The organism is Veillonella montpellierensis (genome assembly GCF_947090115.1).
Lineage (GTDB): Bacteria > Bacillota > Negativicutes > Veillonellales > Veillonellaceae > Veillonella > Veillonella montpellierensis.
In genome coordinates, this window is sequence record NZ_CAMUMS010000003.1 from 126,093 (window position 1) to 144,218 (window position 18,126).

At 34.9% G+C, this 18,126-nt stretch carries 19 protein-coding genes; 1 reads left to right on the top strand and 18 read right to left on the bottom strand.

Features of this window, described 5'->3' with window-relative positions; all coding sequences use genetic code 11:
- Nucleotides 1–44: 44 nt before the first annotated feature.
- From P6940_RS02555 to P6940_RS02570, 4 genes are all read right to left on the bottom strand, one after another.
- Entirely contained in the window at nt 45–608 is a 564-nt protein-coding gene (locus P6940_RS02555) for a Maf family protein (RefSeq protein WP_277293117.1), read from the bottom strand.
- Between the two features lie 19 nt (nt 609–627).
- Nucleotides 628–1,233 carry a hypothetical protein gene (locus P6940_RS02560; protein ID WP_038151777.1) on the bottom strand — a complete coding sequence of 202 codons (606 nt, stop codon included), beginning with the start codon at nt 1,231–1,233 and terminating at the stop codon, nt 628–630.
- A 326-nt stretch (nt 1,234–1,559) separates the two neighbouring features.
- Nucleotides 1,560–2,768 carry an acetate/propionate family kinase gene (locus P6940_RS02565; protein ID WP_038151780.1) on the bottom strand — a complete coding sequence of 403 codons (1,209 nt, stop codon included), beginning with the start codon at nt 2,766–2,768 and terminating at the stop codon, nt 1,560–1,562.
- 18 nt (nt 2,769–2,786) lie between these two features.
- Nucleotides 2,787–3,329 (bottom strand): hypothetical protein, encoded by a 543-nt coding sequence (locus P6940_RS02570; RefSeq protein ID WP_052076841.1) that lies wholly within the window; start codon nt 3,327–3,329, stop codon nt 2,787–2,789.
- A gap of 208 nt (nt 3,330–3,537) precedes the next feature.
- Here P6940_RS02570 and P6940_RS02575 point away from each other — a divergent pair, with 208 nt between their 5' ends.
- Nucleotides 3,538–4,755, top strand: coding sequence for a tRNA(Met) cytidine acetate ligase (locus tag P6940_RS02575; RefSeq protein WP_277293118.1), 1,218 nt, complete (start codon nt 3,538–3,540; stop codon nt 4,753–4,755).
- Nucleotides 4,756–5,006: 251 nt separating this feature from the next.
- On the opposite strand, the gene pyrR is transcribed toward P6940_RS02575, so the two are convergent.
- The 14 genes from pyrR to P6940_RS02645 all read right to left on the bottom strand — a co-directional run bounded on the left by pyrR (nt 5,007) and on the right by P6940_RS02645 (nt 18,119).
- A complete protein-coding gene (pyrR, locus tag P6940_RS02580) occupies nt 5,007–5,528 on the bottom strand; it encodes a bifunctional pyr operon transcriptional regulator/uracil phosphoribosyltransferase PyrR (RefSeq protein ID WP_038151786.1) in 522 nt (173 codons plus the stop codon).
- Nucleotides 5,528–6,457 (bottom strand): RluA family pseudouridine synthase, encoded by a 930-nt coding sequence (locus tag P6940_RS02585; protein WP_028257136.1) that lies wholly within the window; start codon nt 6,455–6,457, stop codon nt 5,528–5,530. Before P6940_RS02585 ends, pyrR begins: the two co-directional genes overlap by 1 nt.
- 286 nt (nt 6,458–6,743) lie before the next feature.
- Nucleotides 6,744–7,172, bottom strand: coding sequence for a signal peptidase II (gene lspA / locus P6940_RS02590; protein ID WP_038151789.1), 429 nt, complete (start codon nt 7,170–7,172; stop codon nt 6,744–6,746).
- A 751-nt stretch (nt 7,173–7,923) separates the two neighbouring features.
- Nucleotides 7,924–8,088, bottom strand: a complete 165-nt coding sequence (locus tag P6940_RS02595; RefSeq protein ID WP_028257139.1) for an indolepyruvate ferredoxin oxidoreductase subunit alpha — start codon at nt 8,086–8,088, stop codon at nt 7,924–7,926.
- An 889-nt stretch (nt 8,089–8,977) separates the two neighbouring features.
- Complete coding sequence (locus P6940_RS02600; protein WP_028257140.1) at nt 8,978–10,243, bottom strand: SLC13 family permease; 1,266 nt, start codon at nt 10,241–10,243, stop codon at nt 8,978–8,980.
- Nucleotides 10,244–10,704: 461 nt separating this feature from the next.
- On the bottom strand, nt 10,705–11,826 hold the full coding sequence (locus tag P6940_RS02605; RefSeq protein WP_028257141.1) for a sodium ion-translocating decarboxylase subunit beta: 1,122 nt from the start codon (nt 11,824–11,826) through the stop codon (nt 10,705–10,707).
- 79 nt (nt 11,827–11,905) lie between these two features.
- Nucleotides 11,906–12,289: a methylmalonyl-CoA decarboxylase subunit gamma gene (gene mmdC / locus P6940_RS02610; RefSeq protein ID WP_277293119.1), complete on the bottom strand. Its 384-nt coding sequence runs from the start codon at nt 12,287–12,289 to the stop codon at nt 11,906–11,908.
- Nucleotides 12,290–12,375: 86 nt separating this feature from the next.
- On the bottom strand, nt 12,376–12,552 hold the full coding sequence (gene mmdE, locus P6940_RS02615; RefSeq protein ID WP_169712401.1) for a methylmalonyl-CoA decarboxylase subunit epsilon: 177 nt from the start codon (nt 12,550–12,552) through the stop codon (nt 12,376–12,378).
- A 26-nt stretch (nt 12,553–12,578) separates the two neighbouring features.
- Nucleotides 12,579–12,902, bottom strand: a complete 324-nt coding sequence (gene mmdD / locus P6940_RS02620) for a methylmalonyl-CoA decarboxylase subunit delta (RefSeq protein WP_028257143.1) — start codon at nt 12,900–12,902, stop codon at nt 12,579–12,581.
- Nucleotides 12,903–12,984: 82 nt separating this feature from the next.
- Nucleotides 12,985–14,514 (bottom strand): methylmalonyl-CoA decarboxylase subunit alpha, encoded by a 1,530-nt coding sequence (gene mmdA, locus P6940_RS02625; protein ID WP_028257144.1) that lies wholly within the window; start codon nt 14,512–14,514, stop codon nt 12,985–12,987.
- Nucleotides 14,515–14,550: 36 nt separating this feature from the next.
- On the bottom strand, nt 14,551–14,973 hold the full coding sequence (mce, locus tag P6940_RS02630) for a methylmalonyl-CoA epimerase (RefSeq protein ID WP_028257145.1): 423 nt from the start codon (nt 14,971–14,973) through the stop codon (nt 14,551–14,553).
- Between the two features lie 63 nt (nt 14,974–15,036).
- Nucleotides 15,037–15,975: a methylmalonyl Co-A mutase-associated GTPase MeaB gene (meaB, locus tag P6940_RS02635; RefSeq protein WP_038151868.1), complete on the bottom strand. Its 939-nt coding sequence runs from the start codon at nt 15,973–15,975 to the stop codon at nt 15,037–15,039.
- 71 nt (nt 15,976–16,046) lie between these two features.
- Entirely contained in the window at nt 16,047–16,442 is a 396-nt protein-coding gene (locus tag P6940_RS02640) for a cobalamin B12-binding domain-containing protein (RefSeq protein ID WP_028257147.1), read from the bottom strand.
- 30 nt (nt 16,443–16,472) lie between these two features.
- Entirely contained in the window at nt 16,473–18,119 is a 1,647-nt protein-coding gene (locus tag P6940_RS02645) for an acyl-CoA mutase large subunit family protein (RefSeq protein WP_028257148.1), read from the bottom strand.
- Nucleotides 18,120–18,126: the final 7 nt, after the last annotated feature.

An 18,126-nucleotide genomic window follows, 5' to 3' on the forward strand; every position in this document is an offset into this window, starting at 1 on the left:
GAAAAGCTATGAGCCGTAGCTCATAGCTTTTGATAAGCATCATCTTATCGTAATAATTTTTGTAATTCATCATACACGACTTCAACAGGCAGACCCACTATATTAGTATAGGAGCCATGAATTTCACGTACCCACAAAGCACCAATTCCCTGAATACCATAACTTCCCGCTTTATCAAATGGTTCTCCTGTTTTTATATATGCATTAATTTCATCATCAGATAACTCTTTAAATAATACCCCTGTAATTACATGAAATACACGTTCTACACCATCACATAATAATGCTACCCCAGTAATCACTAGGTGCTCTTTTCCCGATAATTGTGCAAGCATCTTCCTAGCGTCTTCAATCGATATAGGTTTCCCTAATACTTGTTCATCAGAAACTACGATTGTATCTGCTCCTAAAACTAATTGTCGTCCTGATGGTATACCGATAGCCTCCCTCGCCTTTCCTAAGGCTTGACGTTCCACTAATTCCACAGGTGATGTTAGTAATGTATTATCTTCTTTATAATTACTCTTCACCACAGTATGCTTAATCCCTACTTGAGATAGTAATTCACTACGCCGTGGTGATGTAGAAGCCAAATATAAAGTATTCATCTATTTTCCTCATAGTTAATTATATATTAGTATCACAACGCATGGAAGATAAGTACTCCTCCACTGTCTCTCCATGTTTTATAGCATCTTTATGGGCAATAGCATAAAAAACAACCTCTTCTTGTGATACACGGATACGATTAGGTACAAATGTGGACAGCAAATCAAAGAATGCATCTTCTGCTTTAATCAATACTCTTGCATGTCGTACATGACGTCCGTCTACTACCTCATAAGCCATAGCATACACAGGACGAGAATCAGCTGTCGAACACTTTCTATATTTATAACGAAACCTCAATTGTCCCATAATTTCTTGTCTAAACGCATATACACCATCAATTAATGTATATGGTACTTCAAAATGTTTTTTTCGAAATAATGATTGTTCTTCAATGATAAATTGATCCTCTGTTAAAATATATCGATAACGGCCCACTGCATTTTTCAACAACACAAATCCAGTAACAATTTCAATAAAATATTCTGCCACCAATATAATATGTGAAGTAATACTTCTATACGTCGTATATATAATAAATGCAATAACACCTAATATTAAAATTCCTATTAACAATTCTGCACTTTTTGATCGTTGCGAATCTTCCTGATATATAATCTTCATATCATGCTCCTTCATCTCTATAGTATATATTATATGCGAAACCTAATGGGTGTACAATAGAATATGTAGAAAATACAAAGAATATAAAGAGTATAATAAATTCTTATATTCTAACTAATTCCAGTACGAGAATATATCTGTTAGATACAAAAGGTTCATGATTGATGAATAAATATGCTATTACTCATATCTTACTAATTCTATATTCTTATAGGATATAGAAAATCGTTTCAATCTAATATAACAAGATCAATAAACTTTATAAAAAACTACCACCAAAATTTTCCCAATTTCGGTGGTAGCTCATCATATATTTTTTAACTATTTTATTTTTTTACTAAATCTCCTGTAATACGTTGTGTATCACGGGCAATCATAATTTCTTCATTAGTAGGGATAACAAAGATTTTTACCTTAGAACCTTCTACGCTTACTTCACGTTCTTCTCCGCGAATATTATTAAGCTCTTTATCTAAACGAGTTCCTAAATATTCTAAGCCATTACAGATTGCATCACGATTACCAATACCATTTTCGCCAATACCAGCTGTAAATACAATGGCATCTACACCGCCCATAACAGCAACATACGCACCGATAACACGACGAACTTTATAATGGAACATATCAAGTGCTAATTGAGCTCTTTTATTTCCTTCTTTAGCTGCATCTTCTAGTACACGGAAATCATTAGATACGCCAGAAATTCCCAATACACCAGATTTCTTATTCATCAAAGAGTCGACTTCACTATAAGTCATATCCCATTTATTCATTAAATAAGGTACAATGGCAGGATCAATATCACCACAACGAGTTCCCATTACTAGGCCAGATAATGGTGTGAAGCCCATAGAAGTATCGATAGAGCGTCCGCCTTTAATTGCTGTTACTGATGAACCGTTACCTAAATGACAAGAAATGATGCGCAAATCGCTCATATGTTTTCCCATTAATTCTGCACAACGTTGTGCTACATATTTATGAGATGTACCATGGAAGCCATAACGACGAACACCTAATTCAGAGTAGGCTTCATAAGGAAGAGCATATAAAAATGCTTCTTTTGGCATAGTTTGATGGAATGCAGTATCAAATACAGCTACTTGAGGAACTTTCGGCATAATAGCTTGACAAGCTTCAATACCTTGAATATTTGGTGGATTATGAAGTGGTGCAATTTTAGCACATTCGTTTAAAGCTTCCATAACAGCTGGCGTAATCAATACGGAATCAGCAAATTTTTCGGCCCCATGTACAACACGATGACCAACTGCATCAATTTCATCCATAGATTTAATAACACCATATTGATCATCTACCAAAATATTTAATAGAATGGTTAACGCTTCTTTGTGATTCAAGATAGATTCAACACGTTCTACTTTATCAGCATTAGGTCGTTTATGTGTAAAAATTGCATCTTTTGCGCCAATTTTTTCAAACTGTCCTTTTGCTAACACACTTTCATTTGTCATATCAAGCAATTGATATTTCAAGGAAGAACTACCGCAATTAACTACTAATACGTTCATCAACATATCCCTCTTTCTTTAATGAGTAACCTTAATTTTGTCTGCAATTTCTTTGCTGATACCAGCTCCTACCTCATCATCAGTCTGATATTGGTAGACTATATTCCACAATACCCCTTTATCTAAAAAGACATATTGTAAAAAACTATACTTAATATTATTCTGTATAAAAGTGGCTGTAACTTTATGAGCTTGTACACCACCTAAATCAATAGTATCTTGAGATACATCACCTTGATTACTTTGAAATACACTTACACTTTTATCGGTAATTGTTGATGGATCTGGTAATATTTTAGTAGCAGTAGGATGTTTTGCTTCTATATATACTGCTATATGTTCACCTAATCCAGCATAGGAGTCTAGCGGATATCCATCTGGTGACTCTGTTGTATTTTTATTCTTACCTAACTCATAGGGTAATTCCACGGTAATTTCAGATTGCCCTGCATGGAACACTTGCTCCCCAAAGCTATAGGAATCCAATATATTATCACTACTACATCCAGCTGATAAGAGGAAAAAAACACTTAGAATGCCAATTAATAATAAATTTTTCAAATAATCACTCCTCTAAGCACATTAGCTTACGTTTCACATTATATCATAGACACATAAAAATATTCTACAAGGAATATGGTATTTAATAAATTTATTGTGTATGCAACGAATATTATACCATATCTTTATCTATTTAGTAGCCACCTAGTCAACTATATTTTAATATATTAAAATAATAGTAATCTTTGTTATAGTTTAAGGAGATATTATGGAGACGATTGCTATTATTGCAGAATATAATCCCTTTCATAGAGGTCATGCTTACCAAATTCAACAATTAAAAAAGAACTACAAAGACGCTACTATTCTTATCATTATGAGTGGTTCCTTTGTACAACGCGGCCAACCTGCTTTATTTAATAAATTCCATAGAACTCGTTGGGCCCTATGTAATGGTGCTGATCTAATATTTGAGTTTCCAACAATTTACACACTTTCCAGTGCTGAGTATTTTGCTACTGGTGCACTCCGATTAGCCAATGCGTTGGGCGCTCATTATCTTGCTTTTGGTGCCGAAACCAATGAATTAACACGATTAAAAGAATTATCTAGCCTAATGAACAACGTGGATATTCAAAGAAATTGTAGAAATTTATTAACTACAGGAGCCTTTTATGGTCATGCATTGCGAAAAAGTATTATAGATTATAACTATGATCTAGGTATACTGATGAATGAACCAAATAATCTATTAGCTATTGAGTATTTACGTGCCATAGAAAATAACAATCTAGCATTAAAGCCAATTCTCATTCAACGTCAAGGACACCATCATTCTTTAAGTTTATCATCTTCATACCCATCTGGTACAGCTCTACGAAAAGCACTTGTTCGTAACCTTGCAGCCAAAACTATTGAGTCCTTAGAAAAGTATTTTCCTACATCTATATCTAGTGACGTGTCTTCTACCATGAGTAAAGGCCAATACACATCTTTTCAACGCTACGAAGATATGTTATTAACCATGTTACGAACTCATACCATTAACGATTTAAAAACAATACAGGATATGACAGAGGGTTTAGAGAATAAATTTATAAAAGCCGGCCAAGCATCCTCATGGGATTCTGCTCTGAGGCTCATAAAATCCAAGCGTTATTCCTATGCACGTATTAACAGAATCGCCGCTAATCTTCTGCTCCATATTACATGTTCCCTTGCTAGCAAAAGCAATACAATAGTTCCACCTTATGCACGTTTATTAGGACTTTCTAAAAAAGGAAAAATTTGGTTACGCCATTATAATGGAGAAACACCGATTATAAAGAAATGGGCGCCTTTTTTTAAACAACTATCTGGTCTGCCCTATGAACTTGCACAATTAGATACACGAGCCACTGATATACAGCAACTTTCAATGAAAAATTCCCAGTATAGGCAAGGTGGATTAGATTATATAATGTCTCCTATCGTTATAGAACATTAACTACAAACATATACTTTCTTAAAATGATGATTGCAAGTGGCTATTTTAATCATAAAGTATATTATTTCATTGTCTTTTAAACTATCATGTAAATTGTATCTACATGATAGTTTTTCTATCTATTATTGATTTCCATATCTATTTCTACTATGGTAAAAATCATGAACTACGCCATATTATTCTAAATACAAATTGTATGTACTGGTAAAAATAAGACTATATTATATTTTACTTATGTATATAAAATTCAACTATGTAGTTAATATGACTGCGTCAGTCCCATCAAATTCTTTAACTTGCACATTAACATTTTCCAAATGAGATGTAGGAATGTTTTTTCCCACAAAATCGGCTCGAATAGGTAATTCACGATGGCCACGATCTACTAATACAGCTAACTGAATCGCCCTAGGCCTTCCTGCATCCATAAGTGCATTTAAAGCCGAACGAATGGTTCGTCCCGTATATAATACATCATCTACTAAAATAACCAATTTACCAGTTGTATCTAGTGCAAATGATACTCCCTCTTTAGGTCTCATATCACGATCATCTCGATACATAGCAACATTCATTGATGTACAGTCTAAATGAACACCTTCAATTGATTCAATTTCTTTGCGCAATCGCTCAGCAAGAAAAATACCTCGTCGCTCAATACCTATCAAAATAGCATTTTCCAGTCCTCGATTGCGTTCTAAAATCTCATGAGCAATGCGTCGAATCGCTCGCGTAATATTTTGCTCATCCATTAATACACGTTCTTCTTCCATTAGCTCCCCTTTTTTAATCGATACTGTTTAGCAAACTCAATACAATTTAAAAAATCTTCAGGAATATCAGCCTCAAAATGCATTTTTTTATTACTAATAGGATGTATGATATCTAGCGTATGAGAATGTAAGGCTTGTCCTTGAATAGGAAAATCCATTTTTCGATATCCATAAAATGGATCATTCACTACGGGATGACCGATATAGGCAAAGTGTACTCGAATTTGATGAGTTCGCCCAGTCTCTAAGACACATTCTACTAAAGTATGATGTCCGAACCTCTCTAATACAGTGAAATGAGTAATTGCTTCTTTACTATTTTCAAATACAACCGCCATTTTCATACGATCTTTAGGATGCCGTCCGATAGGGGCTTTAATAGTTCCTTTTTCTTCCACAATATTACCTTGCACCAACGCTAAGTATGTTCTCTTAGCGCTGTGTTCTTTCACTTGTTCTGCTAAGCCCATATGTGCCATATCATTTTTAGCCGCCATCATAACACCTGATGTATCTTTATCTAGACGATGAACAATTCCCGGACGAATAGCACCATTGATACCAGATAAATCTTTACAATGAAAAAGCAATGCGTTAACTAAGGTACCAGAGTAATTAGATAATGCAGGATGTACAACCATTCCTCGAGGTTTATTAACAATAACTATATCATGATCTTCATAAATATAATCTAAAGGAATATCTTCTGGTATAATTTCTACACTTTCTGCCTCTGGTATTGAAACAGCAACCACATCGCCTTCTGTAAGTCGATAATTAGGTTTACGTACTTTTTGATTTACACTAACATGATCTGCTTTAATTAAGTTTTGGATAAAACTACGCGAACCTTCTATGCGACCTATTAAAAAAATATCTAGCCGAGCCTCTGCTTCCTGAGCATTAACAAGGAATTCTTTACTTTCCATTTTCAATAACTCCTTAATAATTTATTATTTATACTATATAAGACCTATCATCATTCAATCATATTATCCATACCTCATAAAATAGGCTATATTGATATAGATATAACATACTTAGTGATTGTCAGCCTCCTAGAATATTTATCTATGCATATTATTAATTATACATGTATTATTCACGTCTTATGGTAACTCTATTGATACTAAGAAATTTTCAATTCATTCATACTATAATACTATATAACAACTGATATATAAACATATATATAAGAATATATAGTAATCGTTTCTATTTACTCCGTATCATATAATATGCTACTAAAGAGACCCCAATACAAATAGTAATATCTGCCACATTAAAGATAGGCCAAATCCTAAAATCAAAAAAATCAATCACTGCATTATAATGAAATCGATCCCAACCGTTACCAATAGCACCACTCATTAACAATGCTGCACCTATCTTTAAATATCTTGGCCCTCTGTGAATAGTATGTCGAAATATGATATATATAACTAATAAAATAAGTACAATGCCTAAAAAAAATAGTCTTTGATTCTCTAGGATTCCAAAAGCTGCACCCCGATTTAAAATATATGTAATATGGAATACATTTGATAGAAGAGGAATTGAGTCGCCTACCATCATATGCGTTCTAACAACATATTTTGTTATTTGATCTATTACTAAACAAACTAATAAAAGTCCATAAAACAATATAACACCTCACTTCTAATATGCTACTAATCATATTTATTATACATGACATGTTCTTATAATGTAAAATAATGTATTATCTAAAATCTAATAATACTCTATAATAGTCAACATGTGTGACATAGACTTCTAACGATGTAGGTAAAACGTACTTTGTTATATATGCCTGAGGTATGTAAAATTCAATATTTTCTGCTATGTTATTATATCTATTGGCATACTGCTGATGCGCCTTTAAGAAAGCGTCAAAACTTATAACCTTTCTTCTGTAAAACCAATCTCTATCAACTTTATGATTTTACGTTCCCCCTGTTACCATGGTGAAAATTGACGTATCAGCTTATGTTTTATGCCTAAGTTCCATAATACTCTACAAAATAATCAATTTCGTTTCATCACCCTAATTAGTGAATTCTCATCCATGACCTACCTGTACCGGCTCTATTTTAAAATCCATTCGACTTTCTAACTTGATTAAAATTTTCCTTGTATTAATTATATTTTCCCTGTATACAATAGCTAATACACGTTAGTTAAGTACTTATCGATAACCATATATGGTACTAGTTAACACTATTTGTTGTTATAATGAGCGAAAATTAAAAGGAATGAGTTCAGTAAATACTGAACTCATTCCTAAAATAGCCTAGTAATATCTATCCAATAAAATGAATAGAGATCAACACGTCTCAATCAACTTTTCTTATTTTATTAATAAAATATTACATCGTTGCATCGTAACATATCTATACTATTCAGCAGAGATAACAGAGCAAGGACAAACAGATTCGCAAGAACCGCAGTCGATGCAAGTGTCATTAATTTCATATTTTGTTTCGCCTTCATTAATAGCACCTACTGGGCATACAGAAGCACAAGAACCACATTTAATACAACCGTCAGCAATAACTCTCATGATAATACCTCCAAATATAGAATATAACTTTTTTTATCATTTAAAAAGGCACCTGCCTTAACTTATGTTCTCATTATTACATGTTTCTATTGGATTGTCAAACAAAAGGATAATAATTATTTATTAAATTTTAGCAATTATAAATCTATAAAAAATCATATATTATAAAGACATTTTACCAAATGATAATATAATTCATTTATAATTTTTTGCTAATTTAATAACAATATGTCTTTTCTAGATATTCTCAATTTAATATTTTTTCATCCCTAATATTAATGATTTTATTATCAATTATATCTGTGCAATCCTATCTATATATACTATGTATCCCCCATATAACTATTACTCTTTCATGAGTAAATTCATTACATAACAAACATAATAGATGTTTATACCTCTATTCATTTTAGAATTAAATCATAAATGTTCCATCCGATGTAATGGTATTTTGCTCACCCTTTAAAGTTCACTAAAAGAATAAAATACCGATAGAGCTAGTGATTTCCTAGTTCCATCGGCATTTAAAACAACACGTTTTGTCCTATAACCATTATTCAAAATATGTTAATACTAAGAAGTATAGAGTCCTACGTGATAGAAACTTCTTGTTCTAAAAAAATAGTATCTACTATATTTATGATATTTTACTCATATAAGTGTGTTTCAACAAATTAAATAGCTATGTAGATGACTAGAATATGGAATGTAGTAACCTAAATAAAAGAAATGAGCTCGGTTACATACCGAACTCATTTCTAAATAGTAAATGATACTATCTGTTCGAGAAAATCGATACAGAGCACTATAATTATAGTTCATATCATTAAGCAACATATATTATGATACGTATAATCTAATATATTATAACCACTTCTATTATATACTTTTAAAAGAAAGGCCATACTATTGGAATAACGATTAAACTTACTACGAAACAAACAAGTATAAGTGGAACACCCGCTTTTACATAGTCCATAAAAGAATATTGACCTGGTCCTAATACAATAGTATTTGGAGGTGTACCAACTGGTGTACCAAACGCACAAGATGCAGCAACAGCGATTGCCATTAATACTGCATGAGGATCAGCGCCCATACCTTTTGCAATAGAAATACCAATTGGTGCTAATAAAGCACAAGATGCTGTATTAGACATAAATTGAGTTAATAAACAAGACAAAATAAACAATACAGCTGTTGCAAATACAGGATTAGGATCACTACCCATAACACTTAGTACAACATCAGCAATCATTTTCCCTGCTCCTGATTTATCCATTGCAGAGGCAACTGGCATCATACCAGCAAATAAGAAAATAGTAACCCAATCAATCGATGCATAAGCTTGCTTTTCTTTCATACATCCAACTAGTACACAGAGAATCGCCCCTATAACAGCGGCAATATATAATGGCAATAATTCTGCAGCCATACATATAACTACAGCTAATAAAATAATACCAGATAACCACATTTTTTTAGGATCATTGGATACACATTCAGGATCTACTTCTTGCTCAACTTCTACATCACCAGAAATAATTTTATTAGGTAAAAACCGTTTACCAATTGTCATCATAAATAAAATGGTAGCAACAGTTAACGGAATACCAATCCATGCGAATTCAAAGAACCCAAATTTTGTTAAACCTGCTTCACCTAATGCACCGTTTGCAATAATATTTGGTGGTGTACCAACTAAAGTGATGATACCACCAATACTAGCAGCAAAAGCCATTGGCATTAATTGACGACTTGCAGAAATATTAGCAGCTGAACAAATACCGACTACTACTGGCAATAGAGCAGCTGCAGTACCTGTATTTGATAAAACAGAGGACATGAGTGCAGTAACAACCATAACTGCAAACATTAATCTGTTTTCACCAGAACCGGCCTTTGAAACAACAAGTGTACCTATTTTTTGTGCTAATCCAGTATAAAACATAGCACCGCCAATAACAAACATTCCCGCAAATAATACTACAGTACTATTTGATAATCCCGAAAAAACTTGTTTTGCTGGTATAATACCTAATAAGCCAAGTGCTATAGCTCCGCCTAATGAAGTAATTGCTAATGGAATAATTTCTGTAACAAATAAAACCGCCATGACAGCTAATACAATTAAAGTCTGTTCTGCCGAACCCATACATCATCATCTCCTAACCGAGAATAAAGATAGTTTATATGATCCAAACATATAACAAGAGATGGCAAAAAAACTATACGTTACAAATAATAGCATACTACACTGCAACCTATTAGTATTGCAATGCACATACATAACGTGACTAAGAGTCCTTCTTTTGTCTTAGGATATCCAAAGAATAAATGTTCACTAATGATACCTCTCCGGTTAAAAAAAGAATACTTAGTTCGTCGTTGAAACCATTGGAGCTTACGGGACGATCCAATCGTATAGCCCGCCACAAAAAATATAAGTAGTGAATATAAAGTGCATATTAGAATTTTAATTTCTACTGATAACAATTCAAGCACCTCTTTATATCTCACATCATGCATCCTCTCATATATGATTGGACTTTAGATTTCTTTATACTATGTACTCTCTATCAATGAAGGATAGAGAATACATAGTATTAACACGAATTAATTAGGCATTATCATAGCAAGCATTGTACCTGCAGCTACTGCAGTCCCAATTACGCCTGCCACATTAGGTCCCATAGCATGCATCAATAAAAAGTTACTAGGATCAGCTTTAGAACCTACAACCTGTGATACACGTGCTGCCATCGGAACAGCAGATACACCTGCTGAACCAATAAGTGGATTTGTTTTACCACCATCAAATTTGCACATAATCTTACCAAATATTACACCTGCTGCTGTACCGCCGATAAATGCAACTAAGCCTAATACAATAATTTCTAATGTTTTTAAATCAATAAAATGTTCAGCATCCATTGTTAAACCAGTACCTGTTGCCAAGAATATGGTAACAATGTTGATTAATGCATTTTCAGATGTATCTGCTAAACGTTGTGTAACTCCAGATTCACGAAGTAAATTGCCTAACATCAAACATCCTAATAAAGAAGTAATTGGTGGTAATAATAAGGAAATAAATATTGTTGATACAATTGGGAATACAATTTTTTCAAAACGAGTTACTTCACGTAATTGTTCCATTTTAATTTTACGTTCTGATTCAGTAGTAAGCAGCTTCATAACTGGTGGCTGAATCAATGGAACAAGAGACATATAAGAGTACGCAGCTACAGCAATTGCGCCCAACAATTCTGGTGCCATTTTAGAGGCTAAATAAATGGATGTAGGTCCATCTGCGCCGCCAATAATACCAATAGCACCTGCTTGTTGTTCAGTAAATCCTACCAACATAGCGCCAGCTAAAGCTATAAAAACACCAAATTGTGCTGCTGCACCTAACAATAATGTCTTAGGATTAGCAATTAATGGACCAAAATCTGTCATTGCTCCTACACCTAAGAAAATCAAAGGAGGGAATATTTCATATTTAATCCCTTGGCTAATTAAGGCCATAACACCTTCTTCAAAGCCATTACGTGGTAAGTTAGCTAGTATACAACCAAACGCAATAGGACCTAATAATAGTGGTTCAAATTCTTTAGCAAATGCTAAATAAAGTAAAAGTAAACCAACAACGATCATTGCGAGGTTACCCCATGTGAATGCGATAAAACCACTGTCATTCCACACAGCGTTTAATGCGACCATAAAAGCATCCATGTACGTTCCCCCTATTCCGTTATGAGCAAGCTAATAGAACTATCAGCTTGCTATAACATAACTAATAACTACTTTGAAATTAACCTAAAACGATTAAATCTTCTCCTGTAGATACAGTCTGATTAGCAGCTACGCGAACATCAGTTACAGTTGCATCATGAGGAGCATAAATTTCATTTTGCATTTTCATAGCTTCTAATACGCAAAGCACTTCGCCTTTTTTAACTGCTTGACCAGCAGTTACTGCTACGGAAAGAATTTTACCTGGCATTGGGCATTTAACAGTTTCAGCACCTGCTGCTACTGGTGCTGCAGGTTTAGCTGCTGGAGCTGGTGCAGCTTTTGGAGCTGGTGCAGCTGCTGCTTTTGGGGCTGCAGCTGGAGCTGGTGCAGCTGCTGCTTTTACTTCATCTACTACTACATCATAAGTTGTACCATTCACAGTTACATTAAATTGTTTCATTTCAAATTCCTCCTACTATAGTAAAACATTAGCATATTTATTTTTAATAGAGTTATCTATTGCTAACATTATAATATGTAAATTAATTAACATCCTCTACCCTTTAATCGACCTTCAAAACGCCAGTTTTGGCTAATGATAGGACGAACACAGGCAATTTGATCAGCTGTGTATCCCATTGCTGAAATAGCACCTACGATAACAGCCATTACTTCTTCAGTTGGTTGTTTCGTATTAGCTGAAGTTGTTGAAGCATTACTCATACAAATTCTCCTCCTAGAATGTTTAATCAGTTTCTACCACTGAGTCGACCATCCATACGCCATGTTTTACTAATGATGGGGCGAATAGATGCGATTTGATGTGAAGAATATCCCATCGCAACAACTGCACCTACAATAGCTGCTATTACCTCTTCATCATTGGTCGTAACGGTTGGAGTCGCTACACTTGATTCAGAAGATGGAGTGGGAGTTGCCACACTAGTTTTTTTTAATTTTTTTTTTGTTGGATCAATCCAATAAACAATTTGCATCAAAATCCCTAAAGCAATAAGAACAGCAAATACGACTGTCATGTTAATTGCCATGATCAACCAAGGATTTGTAGTCATACTAATCTCCCCTTTCTACGTTCACCTACGAAGTTCTTCCAAGAATCAGATGATAATATAGTTTAACTAATATGATTTATCATTATAAAGGAATATTACCATGTTTTTTAGGTGCCCGAAGCTCGCGTTTGCTTGCTAACATTGCTAAAGCATTAATAACTGCTGGGCGTGTTTGTTTAGGTTCGATAACTACATCAACAAACCCACGTTCTGCCGCTTTATAAGGAGTTGCAAATTCTTCAACGTATTTTGCTGTTTTAGCTTCTTTATCTTCATCACGTTTAAAGATAATATTAGCTGCACCAGCTGGTCCCATTACAGCAATCTCAGATGTTGGCCATGCAAATACTTGATCTGCCCCTAAATCTTGAGAACACATTGCTAAGTAAGAACCACCATATGCTTTACGAGTAATAACTGTAACTTTAGGTACAGTTGCTTCAGAATAAGCATATAACATTTTAGCACCATGACGAATAATTCCGCCCCATTCTTGATTAGTACCTGGCAAAAATCCTGGTACATCAACAAAGTTTACAATTGGAATATTAAAGGCATCACAGAAACGAATGAATCGAGAAGATTTACAAGATGCATTAATGTCAAGGCAACCTGCCATTACACGTGGTTGGTTTGCAATAATACCTACAGTTTGTCCATCAAAACGAGCAAAGCAAGTGATGATATTTTTTGCAAAATGAGGTTGTACATCATAGTATTCGCCATTATCAACTGTTTTTTCAATAACTTCATACATATCATATGGCATGTTAGAGTTATCAGGCAACAATGTATTTAACGATTCTTCTTCACGAGATGGATCATCACCAGTATCAACAATAGGAGCATCTTCCATATTATTGCTTGGTAAAAATGCTAATAAATAACGAATTTGGTTAATGCAATCGTCTTCATCTTCAGCTGCAAAATGGGCTACACCAGACACGCTATTATGTGCCATTGCACCACCTAATGCTTCAGCTGTTACTTCTTCTGCTGTTACTGATTTAATAACAGCTGGTCCTGTAATAAACATTTGAGAAGTATTTTTTACCATGTAGATAAAATCAGTTAATGCTGGAGAGTATACGGCGCCGCCTGCACAAGGCCCCATAATAACTGAAATTTGAGGAATAACGCCAGAAGCATTCGTATTTTCAAAGAAGATTTTACCATACCCAGCTAGAGCATCTACAGCTTCTTGAATACGTGCTCCACCAGAATCATTAATGCCAACTAATGGTGCACCCATTTTCATTGCTAAGCGTTGTACTTTAACGATTTTAGCAGCATGCATTTCACCAAGAGAACCACCTTCAACAGTGAAATCTTGTGCAAATGCATATACTAGACGGCCATTCACTGTACCATAACCAGTGATAACCCCTTCACCAGGAAGTTCTTTCTTTTCTTGACCAAAATTTACGCAACGATGTTTAACAAATTGATCTAATTCCACGAATGAATTATCATCAAAAAGTTTAGCTAAACGTTCACGAGCAGTCATTTTACCTTGGGAATGCTGCTTTGCAATACGTTTTTCACCGCCACCAGCTTTAACAGCAGTAAGTTTTTCATGCAATAAATCAATTTTTTCTTGAACAGTTGGCATGATTACACCTCCATATAAATATGATATATTTCTATTTTATTTCATACGTTGGCAAAGTTCAAGTAATACACCGCCAGTTGCTTTTGGATGAACGAATGCGATAGAAGATCCACCAGCACCATAGCGAGGTTTTTGATCAATCATACGAATTCCTTTTGCTGTTAAATCAGCAATAGCTGCTTCAATATTATCTACACGAAGCGCAACATGTTGGATGCCATCACGACCGCCATTTTTTTCAATGAATTTTCCAATAGGGCCATCTGGAGTAGTTGTTTCCAAAAACTCTAATTCAGCATCACCACATGGGAAAAAACTAACTTTTACTTTTTGTTCTTCAACAATTTCATCTTCTGGTAAATGTTGAATTCCCAATGCATTTTTATAAAATTCTTTTGTTGCTGCTAAATCATTAACGCCAATACCAATGTGGTCTACTTGTAATACTTTAAAAGCCATGTCAATTCTCTCCTTTATAACTTTTATAAGTGGCTATAATATAAATGTTAATGTAGTCGCCGTCTACTTTAACACTTTAACCATAACATCGTTGACAACTGTATATGGATCGTTTTTACGATTATGTACATCATCAACTTGGCTATTAAATTCATCGCTATTAACAATTTTTTCTGCTACATAGCGACCAATTTGCTCATTAATCATTGCAACGATTTCGTTTCTAGTTCGCTCAGCTCGACGCTCTATTAGCTCACCAGAATCTTCTAAAAATTCAAAATGCTCATCTAATGATTCACAAAGTTCATCAACGCCGATATCTTTACTTGCAATAGTTCGCTTAATTGGTGGACGCCATTTTACATCGCGTTCATCTAAATCAAGCATCATCTCAATTTCTACGTTCAAGCGGTCACAGCCATCTCTATCAGCTTTATTAATTGCAAATACATCGCCTATTTCAAGAATACCTGCTTTAATCGCTTGAATGTCATCACCAAGACCAGGAACCAATACAACCAAAGTGGTATCTGCATTCTTGACAATGTCTACTTCTGATTGTCCAACGCCAACAGTTTCTATAATAATTAGGTCCATTCCAAATGCATCCATAAGTTTTACAACATCAGATGTTTTTTTGGATAAACCACCTAGACTACCACGAGTCCCCATACTACGAATAAACACATTTTCATTAAGTGTTAAATCATTCATACGTATGCGATCCCCTAGAATAGCCCCTCCAGAAAATGGACTAGTTGGATCCACAGCGACAATACCTATACGCTTGCCTTGTGCTAAATATTGTTTAACGACTTTGTCTGTCAAAGTGGACTTTCCTGCACCAGGAGCACCTGTAATTCCTAAAATACGTGCATTACCAGTCTTAGGATAAATAGCTTGCATGATTTCTACTGCGTTATCATACTCGCTTTCCACAGCTGTAATTGCTCGAGCTAGGGCTAATCTAGAACCACTTAATAGTCCTTTCACCAGATCCATGGTAACACCACCTTACTGTTATTTAGGTAAAGGCCCAAGGAAATCTGTCACTTGAGCCTTTATTCTACTAATTATTTTACATTTTCGTTAATAAATTTAACGATGTCACCAGTTGGTGTGCCTGGTGTAAAGATTGCTGCTACCCCAGCTTTTTTTAATCCTGGTATATCACTATCAGGAATAACGCCACCACCAATTACTAAAACATCATCCATGCCTTTTTCTTTTAACATTTCAACAATTTTAGGGAACAATGTGTTGTGTGCTCCAGAAAGAAGACTTAATGCTACTACATTAACATCTTCAGATAAAGCGGCTTCAACAATTTGTTCTGGTGTTTGACGAAGACCTGTATAAATTACTTCAAAACCAGCATCGCGAAGTGCGCGTGCTACTACTTTTGCACCACGGTCATGACCATCAAGACCTGGTTTTGCTACTATTACTCTGATACGTTTTTCTGCCATGATAAATTACCTCCAAACTAAGCTTTTAAATTATAATGTGGAATGAGCTTGGTATTCACCGAATACGCCACGCAATACATTACAAATTTCACCCAATGTAGCGTAAGTACGAACTGCATCAAGGATTAACGGCATCAAGTTAACATTTTCATCTTCAGCGCCGACTTTTAACGCTGCCAATGCTTTGTCAACTGCCGCCTGATCACGACGAGCGCGAACTTCTTGAGTTTTCTTAGCTTGTTTTACGCCAACAGATGCATCAATTTTCAACAAACCTTCAACTGGTGGTTCTTCAACTTGGAATTTGTTGACACCAACAATTGTGCGTAATCCAGATTCAACTTCCATTTGCCATTTATAGGCGGATTCTTGAATTTCTTTTTGGATATAGCCTTTTTCAATTGCTACAACAGCGCCACCCATTTCATCGATTTTCTTAATATAATCCATAGCTTCATCATAGATAGCATTAGTCATAGCTTCTACATAGTAGGAACCACCTAATGGGTCAACTACATCAGCCAAACCAGATTCATAAGCAACAATTTGTTGTGTTCTAAGTGCAACTTGTACAGATGCTTCAGTTGGCAAAGCCAAAGCTTCATCACGGGAGTTAGTATGTAAGGACTGTGTTCCACCCATAACAGCTGCAGCAGTTTGAAGTGCTACACGAACAATATTATTATCAACTTGTTGTGCAGTTAACATAGAACCAGCTGTTTGAGTATGTACACGTAACATCATGGATTTTGGTTTTTTAGCACCAAAACGTTCTTTCATGATAGTTGCCCATAAACGACGAGATGCACGGAATTTTGCAACTTCTTCAAGTACATTATTATGTGCATTCCAGAAGAAGGATAAACGACCTGCAAACGCATCTACATCTAAGCCAGCTTTTAATGCAGCTTCTACATATGCAATACCATCAGCGATGGTAAATGCAATTTCTTGTGCTGCTGTAGAACCAGCTTCACGAATATGGTAACCAGAAATTGAAATTGTATTCCATTTTGGTACATACTGAGAACAATATTCGAAGATGTTAGTAATTAAACGCATGGAAGGTTTTGGTGGGAAAATATAGGTACCACGAGCTGCATATTCTTTCAAAATATCATTTTGAATAGTACCACGTAACTCTGTGGAAGGAACACCTTGTTTTTCACCAACAGCAATGTACATTGCCAATAATACAGATGCAGGTGCATTAATTGTCATAGATGTAGAAACTTTACCAAGATCAATACCGTCAAACAATATTTCCATATCTGCTAAAGAGTCAATAGCTACACCAACTTTACCAACTTCGCCTTCTGCCATAGCATCATCAGAGTCATAACCGATTTGTGTAGGCAAGTCAAACGCACAAGATAGGCCTGTTGCACCTGATTCAATCAAATAGCGATAACGTTTGTTGGATTCTTCTGCAGTAGAGAACCCTGCATACATACGCATTGTCCATAAACGGCCACGATACATAGTAGGTTGAACACCACGAGTATAAGGAAATTCACCTGGTACGTTCAAGTCTCTTTCGTAATCGAAACCTTCAATATCTAAAGGAGTATATAGTTTATTGTGTTTTAAATTCTTTCTTTCAGGTGTTTTTTCATACGATTTTGCACATGCTGCTTCATATGCTTCCAAGCGGGCTTTTAAATTTTCATTAGCCATAATTCTC

Coding starts and splice junctions, on each gene's coding strand:
- P6940_RS02555 (WP_277293117.1), bottom strand. CDS start 608: ATGAATACTTTATATTTGGCTTCTACATCACCACGGCGTAGTGAATTA.
- P6940_RS02560 (WP_038151777.1), bottom strand. CDS start 1,233: ATGAAGATTATATATCAGGAAGATTCGCAACGATCAAAAAGTGCAGAA.
- P6940_RS02565 (WP_038151780.1), bottom strand. CDS start 2,768: ATGAACGTATTAGTAGTTAATTGCGGTAGTTCTTCCTTGAAATATCAA.
- P6940_RS02575 (WP_277293118.1), top strand. CDS start 3,538: ATGGAGACGATTGCTATTATTGCAGAATATAATCCCTTTCATAGAGGT.
- pyrR (WP_038151786.1), bottom strand. CDS start 5,528: ATGGAAGAAGAACGTGTATTAATGGATGAGCAAAATATTACGCGAGCG.
- P6940_RS02585 (WP_028257136.1), bottom strand. CDS start 6,457: ATGGAAAGTAAAGAATTCCTTGTTAATGCTCAGGAAGCAGAGGCTCGG.
- P6940_RS02595 (WP_028257139.1), bottom strand. CDS start 8,088: ATGAGAGTTATTGCTGACGGTTGTATTAAATGTGGTTCTTGTGCTTCT.
- P6940_RS02600 (WP_028257140.1), bottom strand. CDS start 10,243: ATGGGTTCGGCAGAACAGACTTTAATTGTATTAGCTGTCATGGCGGTT.
- P6940_RS02605 (WP_028257141.1), bottom strand. CDS start 11,826: ATGGATGCTTTTATGGTCGCATTAAACGCTGTGTGGAATGACAGTGGT.
- mmdC (WP_277293119.1), bottom strand. CDS start 12,289: ATGAAACAATTTAATGTAACTGTGAATGGTACAACTTATGATGTAGTA.
- mmdE (WP_169712401.1), bottom strand. CDS start 12,552: ATGAGTAATGCTTCAACAACTTCAGCTAATACGAAACAACCAACTGAA.
- mmdD (WP_028257143.1), bottom strand. CDS start 12,902: ATGACTACAAATCCTTGGTTGATCATGGCAATTAACATGACAGTCGTA.
- mmdA (WP_028257144.1), bottom strand. CDS start 14,514: ATGCCAACTGTTCAAGAAAAAATTGATTTATTGCATGAAAAACTTACT.
- mce (WP_028257145.1), bottom strand. CDS start 14,973: ATGGCTTTTAAAGTATTACAAGTAGACCACATTGGTATTGGCGTTAAT.
- meaB (WP_038151868.1), bottom strand. CDS start 15,975: ATGGATCTGGTGAAAGGACTATTAAGTGGTTCTAGATTAGCCCTAGCT.
- P6940_RS02640 (WP_028257147.1), bottom strand. CDS start 16,442: ATGGCAGAAAAACGTATCAGAGTAATAGTAGCAAAACCAGGTCTTGAT.
- P6940_RS02645 (WP_028257148.1), bottom strand. CDS start 18,119: ATGGCTAATGAAAATTTAAAAGCCCGCTTGGAAGCATATGAAGCAGCA.